At 68.2% G+C, this 23,620-nt stretch carries 24 protein-coding genes and 2 pseudogenes; 8 read left to right on the plus strand and 18 right to left on the minus strand.

Translation table 11 applies throughout. The features are described 5' to 3' along the window. Nucleotides 1–28: 28 nt before the first annotated feature. The 10 genes from GTH33_RS03850 to GTH33_RS03895 form a co-directional block, all read right to left on the minus strand. Nucleotides 29–991, minus strand: a complete 963-nt coding sequence (locus GTH33_RS03850; protein WP_163957168.1) for a helix-turn-helix domain-containing protein — start codon at nucleotides 989–991, stop codon at nucleotides 29–31. Between the two features lie 98 nt (nucleotides 992–1,089). Continuing rightward, the gene (gene ptsP, locus GTH33_RS03855; RefSeq protein ID WP_163957169.1) at nucleotides 1,090–3,363 is read right to left on the minus strand and encodes a phosphoenolpyruvate--protein phosphotransferase; all 2,274 of its coding nucleotides are present in this window, start codon (nucleotides 3,361–3,363) and stop codon (nucleotides 1,090–1,092) included. Between the two features lie 105 nt (nucleotides 3,364–3,468). After that, nucleotides 3,469–3,828, minus strand: a complete 360-nt coding sequence (locus GTH33_RS03860; protein WP_163957170.1) for a DUF3060 domain-containing protein — start codon at nucleotides 3,826–3,828, stop codon at nucleotides 3,469–3,471. 79 nt (nucleotides 3,829–3,907) lie between these two features. Further along, entirely contained in the window at nucleotides 3,908–4,927 is a 1,020-nt protein-coding gene (gene ruvB, locus GTH33_RS03865; RefSeq protein WP_163957171.1) for a Holliday junction branch migration DNA helicase RuvB, read from the minus strand. Continuing rightward, nucleotides 4,924–5,181, minus strand: coding sequence for a type II toxin-antitoxin system RelE/ParE family toxin (locus tag GTH33_RS03870; RefSeq protein ID WP_163957172.1), 258 nt, complete (start codon nucleotides 5,179–5,181; stop codon nucleotides 4,924–4,926). Before GTH33_RS03870 ends, ruvB begins: the two co-directional genes overlap by 4 nt. A gap of 37 nt (nucleotides 5,182–5,218) precedes the next feature. Next, nucleotides 5,219–5,470, minus strand: coding sequence for a ribbon-helix-helix domain-containing protein (locus GTH33_RS03875; RefSeq protein ID WP_163957173.1), 252 nt, complete (start codon nucleotides 5,468–5,470; stop codon nucleotides 5,219–5,221). 48 nt (nucleotides 5,471–5,518) lie between these two features. Beyond that, entirely contained in the window at nucleotides 5,519–6,130 is a 612-nt protein-coding gene (gene ruvA, locus GTH33_RS03880) for a Holliday junction branch migration protein RuvA (RefSeq protein ID WP_163957174.1), read from the minus strand. Further along, nucleotides 6,127–6,633: a crossover junction endodeoxyribonuclease RuvC gene (gene ruvC, locus GTH33_RS03885; RefSeq protein WP_163957175.1), complete on the minus strand. Its 507-nt coding sequence runs from the start codon at nucleotides 6,631–6,633 to the stop codon at nucleotides 6,127–6,129. The genes ruvA and ruvC overlap by 4 nt, the downstream gene beginning before the upstream one ends. A gap of 349 nt (nucleotides 6,634–6,982) precedes the next feature. Continuing rightward, nucleotides 6,983–7,726, minus strand: coding sequence for a YebC/PmpR family DNA-binding transcriptional regulator (locus tag GTH33_RS03890; RefSeq protein WP_163957176.1), 744 nt, complete (start codon nucleotides 7,724–7,726; stop codon nucleotides 6,983–6,985). Nucleotides 7,727–7,755: 29 nt separating this feature from the next. Continuing rightward, nucleotides 7,756–8,295 (minus strand): DUF1003 domain-containing protein, encoded by a 540-nt coding sequence (locus tag GTH33_RS03895; RefSeq protein ID WP_163957177.1) that lies wholly within the window; start codon nucleotides 8,293–8,295, stop codon nucleotides 7,756–7,758. A 127-nt stretch (nucleotides 8,296–8,422) separates the two neighbouring features. On the opposite strand from GTH33_RS03895, the gene GTH33_RS03900 reads away from it, so the two are divergent. Then, entirely contained in the window at nucleotides 8,423–9,886 is a 1,464-nt protein-coding gene (locus GTH33_RS03900; RefSeq protein ID WP_163957178.1) for an ATP-binding protein, read from the plus strand. Nucleotides 9,887–9,920: 34 nt separating this feature from the next. Here the strand turns inward: GTH33_RS03900 and GTH33_RS03905 are convergent, their stop codons facing one another. The 4 genes from GTH33_RS03905 to GTH33_RS03920 form a co-directional block, all read right to left on the minus strand. Next, entirely contained in the window at nucleotides 9,921–10,199 is a 279-nt protein-coding gene (locus GTH33_RS03905) for a DUF1294 domain-containing protein (RefSeq protein WP_163957179.1), read from the minus strand. A 7-nt stretch (nucleotides 10,200–10,206) separates the two neighbouring features. Then, complete coding sequence (locus GTH33_RS03910) at nucleotides 10,207–10,653, minus strand: nuclear transport factor 2 family protein (RefSeq protein WP_163957180.1); 447 nt, start codon at nucleotides 10,651–10,653, stop codon at nucleotides 10,207–10,209. Nucleotides 10,654–10,726: 73 nt separating this feature from the next. Then, on the minus strand, nucleotides 10,727–10,993 hold the full coding sequence (locus GTH33_RS03915; RefSeq protein ID WP_163957181.1) for a DUF2312 domain-containing protein: 267 nt from the start codon (nucleotides 10,991–10,993) through the stop codon (nucleotides 10,727–10,729). A 117-nt stretch (nucleotides 10,994–11,110) separates the two neighbouring features. Next, the gene (locus GTH33_RS03920; RefSeq protein WP_163957182.1) at nucleotides 11,111–11,485 is read right to left on the minus strand and encodes a DUF1244 domain-containing protein; all 375 of its coding nucleotides are present in this window, start codon (nucleotides 11,483–11,485) and stop codon (nucleotides 11,111–11,113) included. 79 nt (nucleotides 11,486–11,564) lie between these two features. On the opposite strand from GTH33_RS03920, the pseudogene pyk reads away from it, so the two are divergent. The 3 genes and pseudogenes from pyk (at nucleotide 11,565) to GTH33_RS03935 (ending at nucleotide 14,856) form a co-directional block, all read left to right on the plus strand. Then, nucleotides 11,565–13,018: pseudogene (gene pyk, locus GTH33_RS03925) on the plus strand (pyruvate kinase). 103 nt (nucleotides 13,019–13,121) lie between these two features. Next, complete coding sequence (locus GTH33_RS03930) at nucleotides 13,122–13,661, plus strand: DUF4337 domain-containing protein (RefSeq protein ID WP_163957183.1); 540 nt, start codon at nucleotides 13,122–13,124, stop codon at nucleotides 13,659–13,661. Nucleotides 13,662–13,839: 178 nt separating this feature from the next. Then, the gene (locus GTH33_RS03935; protein WP_163957184.1) at nucleotides 13,840–14,856 is read left to right on the plus strand and encodes a glycosyltransferase family 2 protein; all 1,017 of its coding nucleotides are present in this window, start codon (nucleotides 13,840–13,842) and stop codon (nucleotides 14,854–14,856) included. Nucleotides 14,857–14,889: 33 nt separating this feature from the next. Here the strand turns inward: GTH33_RS03935 and GTH33_RS03940 are convergent, their stop codons facing one another. Both GTH33_RS03940 and GTH33_RS03945 read right to left on the minus strand, forming a co-directional pair. Then, nucleotides 14,890–15,621, minus strand: a complete 732-nt coding sequence (locus tag GTH33_RS03940) for a class I SAM-dependent methyltransferase (RefSeq protein WP_163957185.1) — start codon at nucleotides 15,619–15,621, stop codon at nucleotides 14,890–14,892. 16 nt (nucleotides 15,622–15,637) lie between these two features. After that, nucleotides 15,638–16,069, minus strand: coding sequence for a GtrA family protein (locus GTH33_RS03945; RefSeq protein ID WP_163957186.1), 432 nt, complete (start codon nucleotides 16,067–16,069; stop codon nucleotides 15,638–15,640). A 112-nt stretch (nucleotides 16,070–16,181) separates the two neighbouring features. On the opposite strand from GTH33_RS03945, the pseudogene GTH33_RS03950 reads away from it, so the two are divergent. Continuing rightward, nucleotides 16,182–17,938: pseudogene (locus GTH33_RS03950) on the plus strand (AcrB/AcrD/AcrF family protein). Between the two features lie 103 nt (nucleotides 17,939–18,041). On the opposite strand, the gene GTH33_RS03955 reads toward GTH33_RS03950, so the two are convergent. After that, entirely contained in the window at nucleotides 18,042–18,833 is a 792-nt protein-coding gene (locus tag GTH33_RS03955; protein WP_163957187.1) for a DUF72 domain-containing protein, read from the minus strand. Between the two features lie 35 nt (nucleotides 18,834–18,868). Between GTH33_RS03955 and GTH33_RS03960 the strand changes: the two genes are divergently transcribed. After that, a complete protein-coding gene (locus GTH33_RS03960) occupies nucleotides 18,869–20,152 on the plus strand; it encodes a glycosyltransferase (RefSeq protein WP_163957188.1) in 1,284 nt (427 codons plus the stop codon). A 13-nt stretch (nucleotides 20,153–20,165) separates the two neighbouring features. Here the strand turns inward: GTH33_RS03960 and GTH33_RS03965 are convergent, their stop codons facing one another. After that, nucleotides 20,166–21,572, minus strand: a complete 1,407-nt coding sequence (locus tag GTH33_RS03965) for a helix-turn-helix domain-containing protein (protein ID WP_163957189.1) — start codon at nucleotides 21,570–21,572, stop codon at nucleotides 20,166–20,168. 97 nt (nucleotides 21,573–21,669) lie between these two features. On the opposite strand from GTH33_RS03965, the gene GTH33_RS03970 reads away from it, so the two are divergent. Together GTH33_RS03970 and GTH33_RS03975 are read left to right on the plus strand one after the other, a co-directional pair. Next, the gene (locus GTH33_RS03970) at nucleotides 21,670–23,196 is read left to right on the plus strand and encodes an acyl-CoA carboxylase subunit beta (RefSeq protein ID WP_163957190.1); all 1,527 of its coding nucleotides are present in this window, start codon (nucleotides 21,670–21,672) and stop codon (nucleotides 23,194–23,196) included. Between the two features lie 99 nt (nucleotides 23,197–23,295). Further along, entirely contained in the window at nucleotides 23,296–23,586 is a 291-nt protein-coding gene (locus GTH33_RS03975) for a GIY-YIG nuclease family protein (protein WP_163957191.1), read from the plus strand. The last annotated feature ends 34 nt before the right edge of the window (nucleotides 23,587–23,620 follow it).

The raw sequence follows: 23,620 nt of genomic DNA on the forward strand, positions 1-23,620 counted from the left end.
AGCTGCATCCGCCCACCTGTCGCCAGCCTTAAGGCGCGGACGAATTTCCGGTCGGCGCAGGATCCTGCGCCGACTGGAGGTTGGCACGCTGGGTCTCGCTGAGCGGCGCCCGGCCCGAACGCCCCGCGGTTCGCGCGGCCGTGCCCCGCGATGCGGTGCGGGCGGTCGTCGGGGTAGCGGCGGGCGAGGCGGTGGGCGCAGGCTGTCCCGCCAGGCGCGCGGCGATGGCCTCGCCGCTGACACGGACGTCCTTGATCGCACGCGATCCATCGCCCAGCGGCGGGATCGACGAGCCGTTGAGCGTCACCGCCAGCTTGTCCGGGCGACCGACGTTGATCATCGGATCCTTCGCGCCGGCCGGCACCTCGAACCGCTCGCCCGGCTTCATCGTGCCGAGGTACAGCGTCTTGTTGTCGGCATCGTAGACGCGCAGCCAGACGTCGTCGCTGGCGGTCAGCACCACCTGGCCACCCGTCGGTGCCGCCGGGGTGGCCGCAGGGGTCGGCGTGGGTGCGATGGTCTGTGCCACGACGCTGTCGCCGGTGGCGGTCGTACCGTTGCCTGGCTGGAACAGGTTGGTGCCGTACCACAGGCCGACCAGGATCAGGACGGCGAGCGCGATGCCGACACCGAGAACCGCCACGCCGCGGGACGGCACGCGCGCCGGATCGGCGGTTTCATACGGCACATATTCGGGGCGACGCGGTCCCAGCCGGTCGAGGTCGCGGCGCACGTCCTGCGCGACGACCACCTCGTCGACGCCAACGGCGCGGGCATAGGCCTTGGCAAAGCCCATGGCATAGGTCGGGGACGGCAATGCGGCATAATCGCCCGTTTCCAGCGCCTCGAGATGGCGCTGCGGCACGCGCGTGCGGGCGGCGACCTCCGCCAAACTCAGTCCCCTGCTTTCCCGCGCATCGCGCAACCGGTCCCCCGGCCGGGCCGGGGGTACGGAATTCGGGTTGGGCTGGCCGGGATCGACCTCGTCCATTCGTATCTCCAAGGGAGTGCTGCGGATCGCTGACGGTGGCGACATTCCCCGATGCCTTGCTGCAAGTCAACGTGGCCGCAGCCCGGTTGAACGGCGTTTCAGGCCAGATCGACGCCGCTCTGCACCGCCCAGTCGGTCAGCGCGCCCCGCATGTCGCGCGGTGGCCGCGCGATGAGATCGGCGACGAACGCCCGGCAGGCGGCATGATCGAGGCTGCGGACCATCGCCTTGATCGGACCGATCGCGGCCGGCGTGATCGAGAGGCGATCGATGCCGAGGCCGATCAGCGCCATCGCCTCCACCGGCCGTCCGCCCATCTCGCCGCAGACGCCGAGGTCGACCCCCGCCGCACGACACGGGGCGACGACCCGCGCGAGGAAGCGCAGGATCGACGGGCTGAGCCAGTCGTACCGCTCGGCGAGCCGCGGGTTGGCGCGATCCGCGGCGAACAGGAATTGCGTCAGGTCGTTGGTGCCGACCGACAGGAAGTCGATGTCGGGCAGCAGCAGGTCGAGCTGTTCGGCGAGCGCGGGCACCTCCAGCATCGCCCCGTAGCGGACGTCGAGCGGCAGGCGGCGACCGCGCGCCGCGAGCCATGCCCGCTGCGCTTCGAACAGCGCCTTCGCCTCGGCGAACTCCCACGCTTCCGACACCATCGGGAACATGACGTTGAGCGTGCGCCCCGCCGCCGCCTCGATCAGCGCGCGCGCCTGCACCTTCATCAGGCCGTCACGGTCGAGCGCCAGGCGCAGCGCGCGCCAGCCCATCGCCGGGTTCTCTTCGTCGGCATCCGCCTTGTTGAGATAGGGCAGCGCCTTGTCGCCGCCGATGTCGACGGTGCGGAAGATCACCGGACGATCCCCCGCGGCGTCCAGCACCTCCTTGTACAACCGCTGCTGGCGTTCGCGCTGCGGCAGCGTCGCCGAGACGAGGAACTGGAATTCGGTCCGGAACAGGCCGATGCCGTCGGCGCCGGTGACATCGAGCGCCGCGACGTCGTCGCGCAGCCCGGCATTGACCATCAGCGTGATGCGCTGGCCGTCCTTCGTCACCGGCGGCACGTCGCGCAGCGCGGCGAAGGCGGCCTTGCGCTTCTGGCGGAGCGCCAGCTTCGCCTCGAACGCCTCCTCCATGCCCGACGAGGGCCGGACGAAGACGTTGCCCGCGACCGAATCGAGCAGCAGCAGGTCGCCCTCGGCGATCAGGCGGCGCACGTCGCGGACGCGGCCGAGTACCGGCACGCCCATCGCGCGGGCAACGATGGTGACGTGCGCGGTCAGCGACCCTTCCTCGAGGATCACCCCCTTCAGCCGCCGCTTGTCGTATTCGAGGAGTTCGGCGGGACCAAGGTTACGAGCGATCAGGATCGTATCCTGGCGCAGCCCCATCTGCGCCGCGGTCCCCATCTGGCCCGAGACGATGCGCAGCAGCCGGTTCGCCAGATCCTCGAGGTCGTGCATCCGGTCGGCGAGCAGCGGATCGTCGATCTGGCGCATGCGCTGGCGGGTGCGCTGCTGCACGCGCTCGATCGCCGCCTCCGCGGTCAGGCCGCTGTCGATCGCCTCGTTGATCCGCCGCCCCCAGCCTTCGTCGTAGGCGAACATCTTGTAGGTCTGCAGCACCTCCTCATGCTCGCCGCCGACGCCAAACTCCGCCTCGCGCGTCATCCGGTCGATCTGTTCGCGCATCTTGTCGAAGGCGGCGTAGACGCGGTGGCGCTCCGCGTCGGTATCCTCGGCCACGGTGTGTTCGACGACGATGCGCGGCTGGTGGAATACGGCATAGCCCGACCCCATGCCCTCCACCAGCTTCTGGCCGAGCAGGCGGACCGCGGCGGTCGACTGCGGCCGGTTCTCGCCGGTCTGCCCTGTGTCGATCAGGCCGGCGTTGGCGATCAGTTCGGACAGCACCATCGCGACCGTCTGCAACGCCTCGATCTCGACGTCCTGATATTTGCGCTGTTCGCTATGCTGCACGGCGAGCACGCCGACCGCCCGTTCGCGGCGGATGATCGGAACGCCGGCGAAGCTGTGATAGCGTTCCTCGCCCGTTTCGGGCTTGTAGGCGAAATCGGGGTGGCTTGCGGCTTCGTCGAGGTTGAGCACCTCGACATCCTCGGCGATCGTGCCGACGAGGCCCTCGCCAAGCGCTAGCTTGGTGACGTGCACCGCCGCCTGGTCGAGGCCGCGGGTGGCGAACAGTTCCAGCACCCCCTCGCGCAGCAGATAGATCGAGCAGACCTCGCTATCCATCGCCTCGGCGATGATGCCGACGACGGCGTTCAGCTTGGCCTGCGCCGGGTTGCGCCCGGCCATGACGTCGTGGAGACGGGTGAGGATTTCGCGAGCGGAGGCGGCGGCGGACACGGGCATAAGCGTTAGCTATCAGACGCCAGCGCCGAGTGCCACGCAACAAAAGGCGCGCGATGGCGCAATGCCGCTAGCGAAGCATTGCGACCGGGTCATCGCCGCCCGCCGTCACGGCGCGGGGCGGATGTGATTGTCGGCGCCGCTGCTCGACACGCGCGGACGGGCCTTGCCGGGCGCCCGCCAGGTGACGCGATTGCTGCTGCCGACCACGCGGATGGTCGATTTGACCGCCAGATCCACGGTGACGACGTTGCCTGCGCCCTGCACCGACAGCAATGTGCACGGCCCATCGACGACGATCGTGTTGCTGGCACCCTCGATATGCGCCTCGCCCCCGTCGCAATCGATCCGGGAGGTCTGGCCGGCCCCCTGGAACCTCGCCTGCGCGGTAGCGCCCGGCGCCCAGGCGACGGGCGAGAGCAGCATCGCCATCGCCAGCATGTTTCCGGCTTTCGTCGTGAACGGCATCGATCGGCTCCCGCGTCATCGTCGATCCGCGAGGTAGACCATATCCCGCCGCCGGGCGCAAAGCGGCGACGGATCGCGATCAGTCGAACAATCCGTCCTGCGACCCGGCCGGCGGATTCAATCCCAGATGTTTCCACCCGCCGGCGTTGAGGACCCGGCCGCGCGCCGTTCGCGCCACCAGGCCGAGTTGGATCAGATACGGCTCGATCACCTCCTCGATCGTGTCGCGGGGTTCGGACAGGCCGGCGGCGAGCGTCTCGACGCCGACCGGCCCGCCGCGATAGATGTCGGCGATCATGTGGAGGTAGCGGCGATCCATCGCGTCCAACCCGAGCGAATCGACCTCCAGCCGGTTGAGCGCGCGGTCGGCGGCGGCGCGGTCGACGGTGGGCGTGCCGGCGACATTGGCGAAATCCCGCACCCGGCGCAGCAATCGCCCGGCGATGCGCGGCGTGCCCCGCGCGCGACGCGCGATCTCGCTGGCGCCGTCGGGGGCGATGCCGAGGTCGAGCAGTCCGGCGGCGCGGGTGACGACGCGGGTCAGTTCCTCGACGGTGTAGAATTGCAGGCGGACGGGAATGCCGAACCGGTCGCGCAGCGGCGTGGTGAGGAGGCCCTGCCGGGTCGTCGCGCCGACGAGCGTGAACTTAGGCAGGTCGATGCGGACGCTGCGTGCCGACGGGCCTTCGCCGATCATCAGGTCGAGCGCGCGATCCTCCATCGCCGGGTACAGCACCTCCTCCACCGCAGGCTGCAGGCGGTGAATTTCATCGATGAACAGCACGTCGCCGTCCTCGAGGTTGGTCAGCAGCGCGGCGAGGTCGCCCGATTTAGCGATGACGGGGCCAGACGTGGCGCGGAAGCCGACGCCCATCTCGCGCGCGATGATCTGCGCCAGCGTCGTCTTGCCGAGACCCGGCGGACCGAAGAACAGCACATGGTCGAGCGCATCGCCACGCCCGCGTGCCGCTTCGATGAAGACGCGCAGGTTCTCGCGCGCCGCCTGCTGCCCGACGAATTCGTCGAGGCTGCGCGGACGCAGCGCCGCGTCGACATCCTCGGGACGGCGGCTGGCGGTGAGGAGGCGGTCGTCGGTCATTGCGCTTCCGGAAGGGCGGAACGGATGTCGCGCGCCTGATGAATGATTCGATCGATGACGACCACATCGCCGATCACCCGATATAGGATACGATGGGGACGATGCGACAGCGACCGCACGTCGAGCTCGAGATCCGGCCACGCCTGGCCGGCAAAGGGGCGATCGCGCAACAAGGCGAACAGGCGCCGAAATCCCTCGATGTGCGATTCGGCTGCCGTACGACCGTAACGCCGACGCCCGTCCGTGCCGATCATTTGAAGGTCGCGACGCGCTTGCGCGCTGACGCGCAGCCTAATCATCGGCGGCGCGAATGTCGGCGATGATATCGTCCAAGATATCATCGGGCTCGCGATCGATAACCCCCGAATCGATACCTTCCTGGACCAGACGCCGTACACGCAGCACATCATCCGCGTAGCGGTGCTGATCACGTTCGATCAGCGCGCGGACGTAATCGTCCGAATCCGCGAACCCCGCATCGGACACCCGCCCGTCGACATAGCGCTGGAGATCGGCCGGAAGGGAGACGTTGAGCTGCGCCATGTTCCCGATATAGTCCCGTTTCGCCGGAGCGTCCAGCGAGGCCGGGTGCTACTTTGCCGCCTTGCGCAGTGCCAGTCGTACCAACGCATCCAGCGTCGCGGCCGGCCCCAGGTCCTCCTCCGCAGCGCCGACGGCGCTGGCCGCCTCCGCCGGGCGGAAGCCGAGGTTGAGGAGGGCGGATACGGCGTCGGCGGCGGCGCCGACCGGCATCGCCTGCGCGGCGGCCGCCGGGCCGAGGGCGCCGCCGCCGAACGCCATCGTGCCGACCTTGTCCTTCAGTTCGCGCACGATCCGTTCGGCAAGCTTCGGACCGACGCCGTTGGCGCGGGCGACGGTCGCCTTGTCCTGTGCCGACACCGCCCGGGCGATCTCCTGCGTGTCGAGCGCCGACAGGATGGCCAGCGCGACCCGCGAACCGACCCCCTGCACCCCGGTCAGCAGGCGGAACCAGTCGCGTTCCTCGGCACGGGCGAAGCCGACGAGGCGGATCGAATCCTCCGACACCAGCATCTCGGTGTGCAGCATCGCCGCCTCGCCCACCGGGCCGATCGCCGCCAGCGTCCGCGCGGAGGCGCCGACGAAATAGCCGACGCCGCCGACGTCGATCACGGCATAGTCGATCCCCGTCGAATCGAGCCGTCCCTTCAGATGCGCGATCATGCCGTCACCCTCGCCCGCCGTGCCATGCCCTGCGCCGACGCCAGATGATGCGCATGCGTGATCGCCACCGCCAGCGCATCGGCGGCATCGGGCCCGGCGAGCTTCGCGCCGGGCAGCAACACCGCCATCATCGCCTGAATCTGCCGCTTTTCAGCACCGCCGGTGCCGACCACCGCCTTCTTGACGGTCGAGGGATGGTATTCGCCGATATGCAGCCCCGAACCCGCCGCCGCGAGCAGCACGACGCCGCGCGCCTGCCCCAGCTTCAGCGTCGACTGCGCGTTGGTATTGCCCAGCACCTCCTCCACCGCTGCGCCATCGGGCCGCTCGGCGAGGATCACGTCGATCAGCGCAGCATGGAGGTTCGACAACCGGCGCGGCAGCGGCATCGACGGATCGGTGCGGATCTGGCCGTTGGCGATATGCTTCAGCCGGTTGCCGTCGGCATGGATGACGCCCCAGCCGGTCGTGCCGAGCCCGGGGTCGAGGCCGAGGATGATCATGGGGTCACACGGAGGCGCGCAAAAGAGATGGCCGCGGCAGCGACCCTGGTCACCGAAGCGGAATATGCTCGCCGCGAGTCCGACATCCTCCGCGCTCTCGACGCCTCTGCCCGCCAAATCTCTTCGTTCGCTTCGCGTCTTCGCGTCTTCGTGTGAATCCCCTCTTCTTCCGAACCGTCGGCGAAAGAGAGGTGATGATTCGCGCGAAGACGCGAGGACGCGAAGAGGGTGCGCCCGATGCTGCCGTCGTCCGACATCGCCGCCGGGAGGTAAGGCCCACTGGCGCGGGACGGGAGGGCCGCGCACGCAACCCTCCGCGCCTCCGCGCCTCCGCGTGAATCGGACAAGGTCAGCCGAGCTTCTCCATCACCTCGTCGGAGACCTCGTAATTGCCCCAGACGGTCTGCACGTCGTCATCGTCGTCCAGCGTGTCGATCAGCTTGAACAAGGTCGCCGCCTCGTCCTCGTTCACCGCGACCATCGTCTGCGGGCGCCAGGCGAGCTTGGCGCCCTCATATTCGCCCAGCACGGGTTCCAGCGCCTTGGCGACCTCGTGCATGTCGCTCACCGCGGTCCAGATCTCGTGGCCCTCGTCGGTCGAGCTGACGTCCTCCGCGCCCGCTTCCAGCGCCGCCTCGAACACCTTCTCGGCATCGCCGACGCTGGCGGGATAGTTGATGAGGCCCATCCGGTCGAAGGCATGGCTCACCGATCCTGAGGCGCCGAGGTTGCCGCCGTTCTTCGCGACCGCGGTGCGCACGTTGGTAGCGGTGCGGTTGCGGTTGTCTGACAGCGCCTCGATGATCAGGCTGACACCGCCGGGGCCGAAGCCCTCGTAGCGAATCTCCTCGTAATTCTCGGTGTCGCCCTTCGACGCCTTGTCGATCGCGCGCTGGATGTTGTCCTTGGGCATCGACTGCGCCTTGGCGGCGTTCACCGCGGCGCGCAGGCGCGGGTTCATGTCGGGATCGGGCAGGCCCATCTTGGCCGCGACGGTGATTTCGCGGGAGAGCTTGGAGAACATGCCCGAACGCTTCTTATCCTGCGCGCCCTTGCGGTGCATGATGTTCTTGAACTTGGAATGGCCTGCCATGACTGCCTCTAATCGGTAATCGGCGGTCTTTAGAGCGGGGCGGCCCGGATCGCCAGCCCGTCGATCTTCGCTTCCAGCGCGGCGAGCCGGTCGAGCACCAGCGTGTCGAGCTTCTCGTGCAGCCGCAGGATGTCGAGTTCGGCGCGCAGGTTGGTTTCATAGTCGAGGCTGGCGGCCAGCCTGTCCTTCGATGCCTGGCGGTTCTGGCTCATCATGATGACGGGCGCCTGGATCGCGGCGAGCGTCGACAGCATCAGGTTGAGGAAGATGTAGGGATAGGGATCGAACGCCGCGTCGAAATGCGCCAGCACGTCCGAATTGAGCAGCATCCAGCCGAGCAGCACCACGGTAAACGTGATGATGAAGCCCCACGACCCGCCGATCGCCGCGACCCGGTCCGCCAGCCGGTCGCCGAGGCTGGCGCGGGCATCCGCCTCGTCCCCGGCATCGCGACTGACGATCGTGCCGGAATCGATGCTGTCGAGCACCCGCCGCTCCTCGGCGTCGAGCGCATGGGCGGGCTTGCGCAACAGGCGCAGGGCAAAATCGGCGAGCGGGCGCTGGGCCATCGGATGCGTCCTTGGGGTAACGGTGGTCGGGCGGTGCCGTAATCGACCGGTTCCGGGGCCGCAACCGGCGGGGCGCCCGCCGCAAACCGCTTGCCCCCGCCCCCTGCATCGGCCACACGGCGACACAATGACCGTCAGCGTAGACATGGGCAGCGACGACCGCGGCGCGCCCGTGACCATGGACCTTGAGGAACTGCTCGCCACCCGGTTGCTCGTCCAGGGCAATTCGGGGTCGGGCAAGTCGCACCTGTTGCGCCGCCTGCTGGAAGGATCCGCGGGCCAGGTCCAGCAGGTGGTGATCGACCCGGAGGGCGATTTCGTGACGCTCGCCGGGCCCTATGGCCATGTCGTGATCGAGGCCGCCGATTATTCGGTTCCCGAAATCGCGCGGATCGCGACGCGGCTGCGCGAACATCGGGCGTCCGTCGTGCTGAGCCTGGAGGGGCTGGAGGCGGAAGGGCAGATGCGCTGCGCCGCCGCGTTCCTGTCGGCGCTGTTCGATGCGCCGCGCGAACATTGGTATCCGGCGCTGGTCGTGGTGGACGAGGCGCAGCTGTTCGCGCCCACCACCGGTGGCGAGGTCGCCGAAGAGGTGCGACGCGCATCGCTGTCGGCGATGACCAACCTGATGTGCCGCGGGCGCAAGCGCGGCCTGGCGGGCGTGATCGCGACGCAACGGCTGGCGAAGCTTGCCAAGAACGTCGCGGCGGAGGCGTCGAACTTTTTGATGGGCCGCACCTTCCTCGACATCGACATGGCGCGCGCCGCCGACCTGCTCGGGATGGAGCGACGCCAGGCCGAATCGATTCGCGATCTGGCGCGCGGCACCTTCCTGGCGCTGGGGCCGGCGGTGTCGCGGCGGCCGATCACGGTCAAGATCGGCCAGGTCGCGACCTCGGCACGCAGCGGCAGCCCCAAGCTGACGCCGCTGCCGAGCGCGCCTGCCGAAAACCTGCAGCAATTGATCTTCGCACCGCCGCCGGACGAAGCGCCACAATTGCCGATGAGTTTCGAATCGCGGCCGCGCCGGGTGCCGACCGACGAACTGATCGACACGATCGAACGCCCGGCGCCGCCCGCGACGCTGGCGCCGCTGCCCGACAAGTCGGACGGCGAGGTCGAGGCGATCTATGCCGGGGTGCTGGAGGCGATCGTCGCCGATCGCGATTCGGCGCTGCGGCCGCCGTCGGTGCTGTTCCAGGATTTCCAGGTGCGCTGCCGGATGGCGGGACTGGCCAAACCGCCGCTCGACCTGCCCGGTTTCACCCGGCGGCTGTCGGCGGCGCGGGCAGGCATCTTCGACGTCACCGATCCGGAATGGGCGGAGGCGATGGCATTGGCCAACACCCTGCCCGACGACATGATCGGCGCGTTCCTGCTGGTCGCCCGCGCCGCGCGGGGCGGCGAGCCTTGCCCGTCGGACACGGCGCTGGCGGAGACGTACGGCACCAGTTCGCTGGGCCGGGTGCGCCGCCTGATCGGCTATATCGAGAGCCGCGAGCTGTTCGTGGCGCGGGTGGACCTGTCGGGCAAGCGATCGATCACGATCCCGCGGCTGGGCTGGACGACGGCGGCGAGCGAGGCGGCGTAGCCCCCCGACCTTTCCGATCACGATCGGCCCGGATCTACCCGATCAGCAGCGTTGCCAGCCCGACAGCGAGCCCGGCATGGACCATGGCGATGAGGTCGAGACAGGTCGCGAAGGGTTGCTTGCGGGTCTTGTGGCGCAAACGGTGCCGCGCCCACACCGCGCCCGGCGATCCCCCGACCATGGCGAGGCCCAGCAAGGTCGATTCGCGCACCCGCCACCCACCGGAGACGGCCCGCGCCTTGTCATGCGCAAAGGCGAACACCGTCAGCAGATTGATCGCGACGAAACCGAGCGAAAGCGCGAGGATCGTCACCCGATCGTCATTTCGCCGGTGGCATCGGGGTATATTGCGCAGACACCAGCTTCCATCCCGCACCGCTGCGCACCGCGACGTAGCGGACGCGGAGCGAGCGGGCCAGCGTCGTGCCGTCGGGGCGCGTCATGGTGAAGGACAGCCGCTCCGTCGCGATCCCGAACGGGCCGTGGATCGCGCTGCGGCGATCGCTGCTCTGGATCGCCGGCCCGGCCTTGCGCTGATCGGCCCGATAGAAGCCAAGGACCTTGGCCCGATCGTCGACATCCCCGACCGGTGAGATTTCCTCGTAATCCGGCGCCAGCGTGTCGGCGAGCGCGGCAGGGTCGAAGGCCGCACGGGCGGCGTTGAAGCGGTCGACGACCCGCTCCACCGCCGCGGTATCGGCAACGCGCGCGGTCGCGGGCGAGGCGACCGCCGCGCAGATCAGGACGGCGGCAAGACGGGCGGTCATCGGCGCAGGCTCCATCGCAGCGTGACTTATGCGATTAATACAGCGCCGGACGGCCGGTCAAGCCGCCATCGAATCAGATCATGCCGAGCGCCTGCATGTACACTTCGAGGATCGCTTCCTCCTCCTGATATTCTTCCTTCTTCTTCTTGCGGATCGACAGGATCTTGCGGATCGCCTTGGGATCGTAGCCGCGCCCCTTCGCTTCGGCCATCACGTCCTTGATGTCGTCCGTGATCCCCTTCTTCTCTTCCTCGAGGCGCTCGGCGCGCTCGATCAGCAGGCGCAGTTCGTCTGCTGCGACCTGACCGCCGCCCATGCCTTCTTGCCGTTCGTCCGCCATTGTCCCACCCCGCCGCAGGCACCCCGCGGCCCTCATATGATTCGCTGAAAGGATACCGGTCGCGACCGGTAGGGGCGGGCGTCTAGGCGTTTACCACGTCCGGCTCAACCCCGGCCCTCACCCCCGGCCCGGTTCGGTCATCGCGGGCGGATCGCTGGCGGGAAAGCTGTCGTCGAGCGCCTCGTCCAGGGCGTCATCCCGCGCGTTGCGCTTCACGCTCTCGTCCATGCGGGCGAGCTGTTCCGGCGTCGCCTCGGTCTGGTAGCGCGCCTTCCACGTCGCCTGCGGCATGCCGTAGATCGTCTCGCGCGCCTCCGCCTTCGGCAGGTCCCCCGCCTCCTCGATCCAGTCCGACAGGCAGTTGCGGCAGAAACCGGACAGGCCCATCAGGTCGACGTTCTGCGCGTCGGTGCGGTGACGCAGGTGGCGGACAAGGCGACGGAACGCCTGCGCCGCGACCGCGTCGGGCAGGGAATCGAGTTTGTCGGTCACGTAAGGCTCCCCCAAAGGTTGATCGCGTATAGATAGGGTTTAGAGGGGAGCGCGGCCATTCCCCAGGAGCCTTTTCCCCATGACCACTGCCATTGCGCCCCGATCACGCAAGGTGCGCGTGCTCGCGACCCTCGGTCCGGCGAGCAACACCCCCGAGATGATCGCGACCCTGTTCCAGGCGGGCGCCGACGCCTTTCGCATCAACATGAGCCATGGCGACCAGCAGTCCAAGGTCGCGGTGATCCAGGCGATCCGCGGGCTGGAGCGCGAGTTCGTGCGACCGACGACGATCCTCGCCGATCTGCAGGGCCCCAAGCTGCGCGTCGGCAAGTTCGACGGCGGCAGGACGATGCTGGAAAGCGGCAGCACCTTCGTGCTCGACCGCGACGAGACGCCGGGCGATGCCACCCGCGTCGAACTGCCGCACAAGGAGATTTTCGCCGCGATCGAGCCGGGTGCGCGCCTGCTGCTCGACGACGGCAAGCTGGTGCTGCGCGTCACCGATCACGGCCCCGAGCGGATCGAGACGGTGGTCGAGGTCGGCGGCCCGCTGTCGAACAACAAGGGGCTGAACGTCCCCGACGTGGTGCTGCCGATGGCGGCGCTGACCGAGAAGGACCGCAGCGACCTCGCCTTCGCCGTCGAACAGGGCGTCGACTGGATCGCGCTGTCGTTCGTGCAGCGGCCGGAGGATCTGGCGGAGGCGCGCAAGCTGATCGGCGGCAAGGCGGCGCTGCTCGCCAAGATCGAGAAGCCGGCGGCGATCGACCGGCTGGAGGAGATCGTCGAGATGTGCGACGGCGTGATGGTCGCGCGCGGCGACCTGGGCGTCGAGCTGCCGCCGCAGACGGTGCCGCCACTGCAGAAGCGCATCGTCGAGACCGCACGCCGCCTGGGTCGCCCGGTCGTGGTCGCGACGCAGATGCTGGAATCGATGATCCAGAGCCCGTCGCCGACCCGCGCCGAGGTGTCCGACGTCGCCACCGCGATCTACGACGGCGCGGATGCGATCATGCTGTCCGCCGAGAGCGCGGCGGGGGCGTGGCCGGTCGAATCGGTGGCGATGATGAATTCGATCGGCATTTCGGTCGAGGGCGACCCGATGCACGGCGACCGCGTCCATTTCACCGTGATGCGGCCCGACCCGACGACCGCCGACGCGCTGGCGGAAGCCGCCAAGCAGATCGCCAAGACCACGTCGGCGACGGCGATCATCTGCTTCACTACATCGGGTTCGACGGCACGGCGCATCGCGCGCGAGCGACCGTCGGTGCCGATCCTGGTGCTGACGCCGAGCAAGGAGACCGCGCGGCGGCTGGGGCTGCTGTGGGGACGCATGCGGTCCACACCCGCGACGTCGAATCGTTCGAGGACATGGTCGGCAAGGCCAAGCGGATGGCGCTGCGCACCGGCATCGCCAAGGCGGGCGACCGCGTGATCGTGATGGCGGGCGTGCCGTTCCGCACGCCGGGATCGACCAATGTGCTGCACGTCGTGCACATCACCGGCGACGAATTGCGCGACTACAGCTGACGGCCGGGGCATGCAATGACAGCCGGCGAATGACAGGGGCGTCGCGCGCAGATGACGCGCAATTCACTGGCGCCGCCCGGGCCACGGCGGCAGAGGCGGCGCCATGGAATTCGAGGTCAGCGCCGAGGCCAAGGACAAGCGCCTCAACCGCCGGGTCGCGGTCACCGTGGTCATCCTGTCGGTCGCGATGGGCCTCGGCAACATCAAGGACGGCAACATCGTCCAGGCGATGGACCAGGCGCAGGCGCGGTCGGTCGACCTGTGGAACGAATATCAGGCGACGCGCACCAAGCTGCGCGTGACCGAGATCGCGCAGTTGCAACTGACCGCGATGCACGCGCAGCCGTCGGTGCAGCTTGCCGCCGACGCCGCACGCTATCGCAGCGAGGCACCGCACCTGGCCGGCGAGGCCAAGGCGGCGAGCGAACGCTACGACGCGCTGAACGTGCATGACGACCAGTTCGACGCCAGCGAGGCGGCGATCGCCACCGCCATATCGATCTGCGCGGTCGCGGCGCTGGCGGAGAGCGGCTGGCTGCTGGTCGCGGCCTGGGGCTTTGCCGCGTTCGGGCTGTTCCTGTCGCTGTGCGGCTTTGCCGGCTGGGCGTTCCATCCCGACGTGCTGAGCACGTTGCTGGGCTAGCGGACGGATCGGGCCATCGGCAAAACGCGCCGCTGGCGATGCGGTGCGGGATCGTTCCCCCCGTTCCCGGGCGGCGGAGCGGGCAGGCAGCGCCGCAATGCGCGAAGCGTTTCCAAACACACCTGCGTACGACGTTACATATGGATGACGGGGCGACGACCCGTTAAGGCGGCCCATCATGTATCGCCCCGCCCTGTCCGTCGTCATCCCCTGCTACAACGAGGCTGCGTGTCTGGAGCTGCTGCATGCGCGGGTCGCCGCAGCGGCGCGCGCGGCGGTGGGCGACGACCACGAGATCGTGCTGATCAACGACGGCAGCCGCGACGACAGCTGGGCGGTGATGCAGCGCCTCGCCGCGCAGGACCCGCGGCTGGTGGCGATCAACCTGTCGCGCAACCATGGTCACCAGCTGGCGCTGACGGCGGGGCTGGACCTGTGTTCGGGCGCGCAGATCCTCATCATCGATGCCGATTTGCAGGACCCGCCGGAACTGCTGACCGACATGCGCGCGACGATGGCGGCGCAAGGCGCCGACGTCGTCTATGCAGTGCGCCGCAAGCGCGAGGGCGAGACGATCTTCAAGAAGGCGACCGCGGCCGCTTTCTATCGCGTGCTCGACCGCGTCACCGACACGCCGATCCCGCTCGACACCGGCGATTTCCGGCTCATGAGCCGCCGCGCGCTCGACGCGCTGCTGTCGCTGCCCGAACAGGCGCGCTTCATCCGCGGGATGGTGGCATGGGTGGGGTTCCGGCAGGTGCCGTTCCCGTACGATCGCGCCGAGCGGCATGCCGGAGAGACCAATTATCCGCTGGGCAAGATGGTGCGCCTCGCCTTCGATGCGGTCACCGGCTTTTCCACCGCGCCACTGCGCTTTGCCAGCCATGCCTCGGTGATCCTGGCGGGCGCGTCGCTGCTGCTGCTGTTCTATATCCTGTGGGGGTTCTTCGAAGGATCGCCGGTGCAGGGCTGGACCTCGACGATGCTGGTCGTCACCGTGCTGAGCGCGGTGCAGATGTTCGTGCTGGGCATGATCGGCGAATATCTGGGCCGGCTGTATATCGAATCGAAGCGGCGGCCGCTGTATCTGGTCGCCGACATCGCCGGACCGGTGAAGGGCCATTCGACCCTGGGATTCAATGCCGCCGAGCCGTCGCCGGAGTTCGAGGAGGACCGGGCGGGCCAGAGCGCGTGATGATCGCGTAACCGGCCCGCGTGCCGATCGACGTCAGCCGGCGGGCTCCGCCAACGTCACGATCGACACGCCCGGCGTCAGCGGCACGCGGCCCACGGCATGGCGTTCCAGCCGAAAGATCGTTTCGAACAGCGCGTTGAGCGGCTTGGCGGGGGGCGAATCATCGCTGTCGTCGCGCCCGGTCAGCCGGCCGGCGATCCGCGCCGCCGCCGCGAGTGGGAACAGCAGCGAATTGAAATAGGTGAGCTTACGGGGTGTCAACCCGGCCGCCGCGATCGCCCTGACCAGCGACCCCTTCGAATAGCGGCGGTGGTGGTGGTTGACGACGTCGTGCGCGCTCCACAGCCATTGATGCGCCGGAACGGCGACCAGGATCTTTCCGCCGGGCTTGAGCAGGCTCGCCATGCCCTTCAGCGCGGCGACGTCGTCCTCGATATGCTCGACCACGTCGAGCACCGCGACCAGGTCGTAGCTGCCTCGCGCCACGCCGGGCAGATCGGGCAACGGCGCATCGCCGACCGGCTTGCCGAGCCGTTCGTTCGCGATGGCGCGGGCGGCGGGATCGATCTCGATCGCGTCGACGTCGCCGAACGCGGCGAGCATCGGCAGGTTGTGGCCGGTGCCACAGCCGATCTCCAGGATGCGCGCGCCCTTCGGCACGTTGGCGTAGCGCGTCAGATAGTCGCTCAGGATGTCGCGGCGCGCGCGATACCACCAATGGGTGGAATCATGAGCGGCCATGCGGTCGTAGACGATGCGGTCCATTAGAAGTCCTTGGCCATCAGGCGAATACCAGCCAGCGGTTGAGGATGAAGGTGAAGATGGTCGCGAGCGCGACCGCGGGCAGCAGCGGCGCCCATGCGGGCAGGCCGAACCAAGCGGTACCGATCCAGGTGATCGCCGCGTTCAGCGCCATGCCCGATGCCTGCACGCCGACGAACTGCGCCTGCTGACGCATGCCGGCCGTGCGGCTGCCGTGCCCCCTGAAACTCCAGCGGCTGTGCAGCACGTAGCCGGCGGTGACCGCGACGGCGAAGGCGAACGGCACCGCATAGACGGCGTGTTCGCGCGGAAAGACCCAGAAGGTCAGTGGCAGGTACACGGCGGAATAGATCAGCGTGGAAATGCCCCCGGCGATGCCGAAGCGGACGATTTGCCCGAGCATGCCGCTGTCCCGTAGTTCCGCCAGTCGTGCCGGTGCTTCCCTCGCCATCCTGCCCGCCCTAAAGGCAATGGGCCGGGAACGGAACGGTAATTCAAGGGTCGCTTAGTTGAACACACCTCCTGCCGCTCTTCAGGCTCCCGTACCGCAGGCACGCAACAGGCTGGCCGACCAACTCGACCGGCACTGGATCGCGCTGACGCTGATCGCCTGGGTCGCGGTGGCGATCTGGTACGTATGGAGCGACTGGAACCTGGTGCGCTGGCTGTCGCTGGGCGACACCGACGACAATATGCGGCTGATGCAGGTGCGCGCGTGGCTGGGGGACAGCCGTGGTACGACCTGCGCAACTATCGGCTGAACCCGCCGGCCGGTTTCGACATCCACTGGAGCCGCATCGTCGACCTGCCGCTGGCGGCGCTGATCCTGTTCTTTCGCCTGTTCACCAGCAATTTCTGGGCGGAGCGACTGGCGTGCGGCATCGCGCCGCTGATCCCGCTGTCGATCGCGATGCTGGGCGTCGCCGCCACCGTGCGGCGGCTGATCGATCCGCGCGCCTGGCCGCTCGCGCTGGTGTTCCTGCTCGGCACGTCGGCGACGATGCTGATGTTCCTGCCCGAGCGGATCGACCACCACGGCTGGCAGCTGGCGATGCTGAGCCTGACCGTGGCCGGGCTGTGCGACCCCAGGGGTGCGCGCGGCGGGCTGATGGTCGGCCTCGCCAGCGCAGTCAGCCTGTCGATCGGGCTCGAGATGCTGCCCTATTGCGCGATGGCCGGCGCCATCCTGGCGCTGCGCTGGGTGTGGGACCGGGCGGAGGCGGTGCGGTTGCAGGCCTATGCCCTCAGCCTCGGCGGGGGCAGCGCGATCGGCTTCGCGGCCTTTGCCTCCAACGCCAATTACGCGATGCGCTGCGATGCGTTGACGCCGGTGTGGCTCAGCGTCTGCGTGGCGGCGGGGGCGCTGCTGTTCCTGCTCGCACGGATCGATCCGGCGGCGCGCAACCTGCGCATCGCCCTGTCGGTGCTGGCGGGCGCGGTCATCGTCGCAAGCTTCGTCCACTTTTTCCCGCAATGCCTCGGCCGGCCCGAGGGCGTGTCGCCGGAGCTGGAGAAGAACTGGCTGAACAACGTCCGCGAGGCCAAGCCGATCTACAAGCACGCCTTCCGCCTCGGCTTTCCGATTGCGGCCCTGCCGATCGTCGGCGTCGTCGGCGTGCTGCTGGGGGCATGGCGGGCGCGAGGGACGCGGGCGCTGATCGGCTGGACCGCCGTGGCGCTGTTCGTCACCTTCGCCTGCCTGATGCTGCTGTGGCAGGTGCGCGCCGGTCCGGCGGCGCAGCTGCTGGCAGTGCCGGGCGCGACGTTGCTCGGCTGGATCATCCTGCCCTGGCTGCTCAACCACCGGTCGATGCCGGTGCGGGTCGGCGGTACAGTCGTCGCGTTCCTGATCGTCAGCGGGCTGTTCGCCGGGCTCATCATCAAATACCTGCCCGTCGACCGCCCCAACGCCTATACCAAGCGGGTCAACGGCTCGACCGGCAATTGCGTCCGCTACACCGTGCTGAAGGCGCTGGATCGCTATCCGGCGCAGACGATCTTCACCTTCGTCGACCTGGGGCCGCGGCTGATCACGGTCACGCATCACGACGCCATCGCCGGACCATATCACCGCAACGGCGATGCGATCCTCGACGTCCAGCATGCCTTTGGCGGGACCGCCGATCAGGCGCATGCGATCATCCGCCGCCACGGGGCGACGATGCTGATGCTCTGCCCGAACCATTCGGAATCGACCAATTATCGGGCGCGCGATCCCGGTGGCTTCTACGACCAGGTGGCGCATGGCGCGGTGCCGGCCTGGCTGACGCCGCTGCCGTTGCCGAAGGGGTCACCGCTGCGGTTGTTCAAGGTGGATTGAGGGGATGGTGCGGTCCGGGTCGACGGTTCCTTGCAGTCGATCCGGTCCGCGCGCGTCTTGGTGGGTAGGCACGGCACAGCCGGCCGGCAGGTCGGGATGATCGTTACCCGGACACCCGCTCGATCAGCGCCATCGCACCGTGCGGCGCACGGACCTTGGCGCCGTTGATGAAGAACACGAACGTGTCGCGCTGTGCCTTGGCCGGCGTATCGGGGGTGACGTAGGGCAGGCCGTCGGGCGATCCGCCGGCCTGCCATGTCCGCGCCGCCTTCGCCCAGTCATCCAGCGCGGCGTTGGTGTAGCCGGCCGGGTTTTCCTCCGCCGCCGCTTCCAGCCGGGCATAGACGAAATCGGCGGTGACGTCGGCAATGGCCGGATAGTCGGTCGAATCGGCATAGACGATCGCGACGTTCGCGGCGCGCGCCATCGCGACGAAGGCGGGATCGGCGAAGCTGTCGTGCCGCACCTGCACCGCGTGCCGCAGGGCCACGCCGGCGTGCGATGCCGGCAACAGCTTGAGGAACGCGGCCATGTCGTCGGCGTCGAACTTTTTCGTCGCCATGAACTGCCACAGGATCGGGCCGAGCTTGTCGCCCAATTCGGTGATGCCCTGCCCGACGAAGCGCTCGATCGATTCACCTGCCTCGGCCAGCACCTTGCGGTTGGTGCAATAGCGCGAGGCCTTGACCGCGAAGACGAAGCCGTCCGGCACCGCCGCCGCCCAGTTGGCGAAGCTGGCGGGCTTGAAGCTGGAATAATAGGTGCCGTTGATCTCGATCGACGAAAGCTGCGACGCGGCATATTCCAGCTCGCGCTTCTGCGGCCATTTGGCGGGATAGAAGGTCCCGCGCCACGGCTCGTAGGTCCAGCCGCCGATCCCGATTCGTATTGTCATGAAGTCGCTGTACCACCGTGCTTGGGAGGATGGCGATGAAAGCGCTGCTGGTCACGATCGGATCGCTCGGCGATCTCCACCCGTTTATCGCGATCGGGCTGGCGCTGCACACGCAAGGTCACGACGTGCTGCTCGCGGTACCCGCCGATCACGCCGACAAAGTGCACGGAACGGGGCTGGCCGCCGCCGTGATACTGCCAAGCTTCGCGTCGATCTGCTCCCGACTAGAGATCGATGCGGCCGAAGCCGCGCGTCGGGTACTGACGCAACGCAGCTTCGTGATGGAATCCGTGATCCTGCCCTCGCTGGCGAACAGCGTCGCAGCTCTTGATGCGCTGGCCGGCGACGTCGATGTTATCGTCGGATCCACGTTTGCGCTGGCGGCGGGGATAGTCGCCGAGAAACGCGGCCTGCCGCTTGTCTCGCTCAACTTGCAACCGATGGCGCTGCTTTCTGCCTGCGATCCGCCGGTGACGCCGGAATTGCCGATCATGGTGCATGCCCCGACCGGACCGATCGGACGGCGGTGGAACGCCGGAGTGCTTACGATGCTGCGCCTCGCCATACGCGCACGGTACGGTGGTGCCGTGACGCGCGTCCGCGCCGCACACGGCCTGCCGCCAAATCGTACGACGCCTCTGTTCGATCCAGTGGCGGCACAAGTGGCGACGCTTTGCTGTTACTCGCCGGTGCTCGCGCCGATACAGCCCGACGCACCACCGGGAACAGAGGCGATCGGCTTTCCGCTGTTCGACCGCGAACATGGCGCCCTTGCGCCGCTCGATCCTCGACTGACAGCGTTTCTCGACCGCGGCCCGGCACCGATCGTGTTCACGCTGGGATCATTCATTGTCCATGCGCCAGGCGCATTCTATTCGGACGCGGTCGCAGCGGCACGGACGTTGGGGCGGCGTGCGGTGCTGCTGACCGGTGCACAGGATGTGCCTGACGATGCTGGCGACGTCATGACCATAGGCTATGCGCCGCATTCACAAGTGTTTGGGCGTGCGGCGGCAGTGGTGCATCATGGTGGCATTGGCACCACCGGGCAGGCGATGCACGCAGGCGTGCCGCAGTTGATCGTCCCTTTCTTCGGCGATCAATTCGACAATGGCGCACGAATCGCCCGGCTGGGAATCGGGGCTACGATCCGTCCAATCGCGTTTCGCGGAGAGGCGGCGCTGGCGGCCATCCGGCGCGTGGTCGAGGATACCGCGATCGCCGCTCACGCAGCGACGGTCGGTGCGATCGTCCGTCGCGAATCCGCCGCAGAGCGCGCTGCCGAACGGATTGCCGCCGTCGCCAGGGGTGCCATCTAAACAGCCTAGCCGCTTATTCGAACGCATAGGGCACGATCGTGCGGCGGTCGGGGTCGATCAGCAGGTCGCGGCCGGCGGGCGGGAAGGCGCGCTGATCGCAATCGCGGCGCGGGCAGATGCGGCAGGACGGGCCGATCGGCGTCGCGCTGTCCGGACCGGTCACGTCGAGGCCGTCGCCATAGACAAAGTCCGCCGCCTGTTCGACCTCGCACCCCAGCACCACGGCGTAGCGGCGCGGCGTGCGGCGGTAGCTGGCGGTCGCCTTCACCAGCCCCTTCGCCATCGACACGTAGCGGGCGCCATCGGGCATCTCGGCGACCTGGACGAGGATGCGGTCTGAGATCGCGACCGCCTCGTGCGCCACCCATAGCGGGCAGGCGCCGCCATATTGCGCGAATTGCAGGCGGGTGGCGGAATGGCGCTTGGTGATGTTGCCGGCCATGTCGATGCGGCAGAAGAAGAACGGCACGCCGGGCGCGCCGGGCCGCTGGAGCGTCGACAGGCGGTGGCAGACCTGTTCGAAGCTGACGCCGAACCGCTGGCGCAGCGCATCGACGTCGTGGCGGCGGGCGCGCGCTTCGCTGCGAAACCGCGCATAGGGCAACAGCAGCGCCCCCGCACCGTAATTGGCGAGGCCGACGCGGAGCAATTCCCGCGCCGCGTCGGATCGCAGCGGCGCGGCGGCGACGATCCCCTCGATCAGCGCGTCCGCCTCCAGCCGGATCAACTGGTGCGCCAGCTGGAAGTGCCGCGTCTCGATCGGCTGCGCGCCATCGATGCGCAGCGTCGCCCGTTCGGCATCATAGGCGCGTAGCGCGCTGCCATCCTCGACCACCGCGATGCCGTGCGCGTCGCGCAACCGCTCGGTCAGCACGGTCGCGGTCGATCGGGTGCCGGGCAATTGTTCCGCCAGTCCTTCCGCGAACCGGTCGAGCGGATCGATGTAATTGCCGCTGCCCTGGAACCAGTCGCGCACCTCCTCCCAGGGCAACAGCGTCGGCTGGCTGGCATCGACGCGGTCGTCGAGGACGCGCAACTGTTCCTGCGACCGCCGCAGCGCCGCGTGCAGCGCGGTCATCCGCCGCGTCACCAGCGGCTGTTGCTTGAGACCGCGCAGGATCGCATCCTCGTTCATCAGCGCCGCCGGCACCGACGGGTCCGTCCCCGCCTCCAGCGCCCCGACGAGTGCGGCGCTGTCGTCCTCGGGCGCGACATCGACCCAGTCGAGCGGAAAGGCGCGGGCGAGCGCCCCGAGCACGCCGCCGGTGATCGGCCGGTCGCCGCTTTCGATCTGCGACAGATAGCTGGTCGAGATGCCGAGCCGGCGGCTGAGCCCCGTCTGGCTGAGCGACAGGCGGGCGCGCAACGCCCGTACGCGGTCGCCGGCGAAGATACGGGGGCGGGGCGGAACACTGGCCATGGCCGACCGTAGTTTGCAAACCCTCCCGTTGCAATTTTGCAAAACCACAGTTGCGAGCGCGGGTTACACAGGGCGAAGAGACGCGCAGGAGCCGCTTATGTCATCGAAGCTGAACGAACTCGAACGCCGCCGTGCCGCCGCCCGCGCGGGAGGGGGCGAGAAACGCGTCGCCGCGCAGCACGCCAAGGGCAAGCTGACCGCGCGCGAACGCCTGGACATCCTGCTCGATGAAGGATCGTTCGAAGAGATCGACATGTATGTCGAGCACAATTGCGTCGATTTCGGCATGGCGGAGCAGATCATCCCCGGCGACGGCGTCGTCACCGGATCGGGGACGATCAACGGCCGCCTGGTCTATGTCTTCAGCCAGGATTTCACCGTGTTCGGCGGATCGCTGTCGGAACGCCATGCGCAGAAGATCTGCAAGGTGATGGATACCGCGCTGAAGGTCGGCGCGCCGGTGATCGGCCTCAACGACAGCGGCGGCGCCCGCATCCAGGAAGGCGTGGCATCGCTGGGCGGCTATGCCGAGGTGTTCCAGCGCAACGTGCTGGCGAGCGGCGTGGTGCCGCAGCTCAGCCTCATCATGGGGCCGTGCGCGGGCGGCGCGGTGTATTCGCCCGCGATGACCGACTTCATCTTCATGGTGAAGGATTCGAGCTACATGTTCGTCACCGGCCCCGACGTGGTCAAGACCGTGACGAACGAGGTGGTGACGCAGGAAGCGCTGGGCGGCGCGGTGACGCACACCACCAAGACGTCGGTCGCCGACAATGCGTTCGAGAACGATATCGAGGCGCTGCTGGCGGCCCGCGACTTCATCGACTTCCTGCCCGCCTCGAACCGCGAACCCGTGCCGGAACGCCCAACCGCGGATGCGTGGGACCGGCTGGAACCGAGCCTCGACACGCTGGTGCCCGCGTCGGCGAACCAGCCCTATGACATGCACGAGCTGATCCGGAAGGTCGTCGACGAGGGCGATTTCTTCGAGACGCAGCCGGCGCATGCGGGCAACATCATCACCGGCTTCGGCCGGATCGAGGGCCGCACGGTCGGCGTCGTCGCCAACCAGCCGATGGTGCTGGCGGGTGTGCTCGACATCAACAGTTCGAAGAAGGCGGCGCGTTTCGTGCGCTTCTGCGACGCGTTCGAGATTCCGATCGTGACCTTCGTCGACGTGCCGGGCTTCCTGCCCGGAACGGCGCAGGAGCATAACGGCATCATCAAGCACGGCGCGAAGCTGCTGTTCGCCTATGCCGAGGCGACCGTGCCCAAGATCACCGTCATCACCCGCAAGGCCTATGGTGGCGCCTATGACGTGATGGCGTCGAAGCACCTGCGCGGCGATCTGAACTACGCCTGGCCGACCGCCGAGATCGCGGTGATGGGCGCGAAGGGCGCGGTGGAGATCATCTTCCGCGGGAAGACGCTCGAGGAGATCGCCGAGCGCACTGCGGAATATGAGGCGCGCTTCGCCAACCCGTTCGTCGCGGCGAGCAAGGGCTTCATCGACGAGGTGATCCAGCCGCACTCGACCCGCCGGCGCATCGCGCTGGGGCTGCGGAAGCTCAAGGGCAAGACGCTTGAGAATCCGTGGAAAAAGCATGACAACATTCCGCTCTGACCCCGTCATCGCGGGCGAGGCGACGCGATCCACAGCGTCCGGATGTGGGGCTCTGGATTGCTTCGCTACGCTCGCAATGACGACGGAAAGGGCGGTAGGATGCGGCCAGCGATATACATGATGGCGAACGGGCGAAACGGCACGATCTACGTCGGCGTGACCTCGAACCTGACCCGTCGCGCATGGGAACATCGCGAAGGAAGCAGCGACGGCTTCACCAAGCGTTACGGCTGCAAGCTACTCGTGTGGTTCGAAGCGGCCGATACGATGGAGGCGGCGATTCTGCGTGAAAAGCAACTCAAGGCCGGATCGCGTGCGAAGAAGATCACGCTGATCGAAGCGATGAACCCCAAGTGGCACGACCTTTACGAGCAAATCGCGCATGGCTGAACCCACCTTCACCCCGTCATTGCGAGCGCAGCGA

The sequence above is a fragment of the Sphingomonas insulae genome, assembly GCF_010450875.1.
In the GTDB taxonomy this organism is placed as follows: Bacteria; Pseudomonadota; Alphaproteobacteria; order Sphingomonadales; family Sphingomonadaceae; genus Sphingomonas; species Sphingomonas insulae.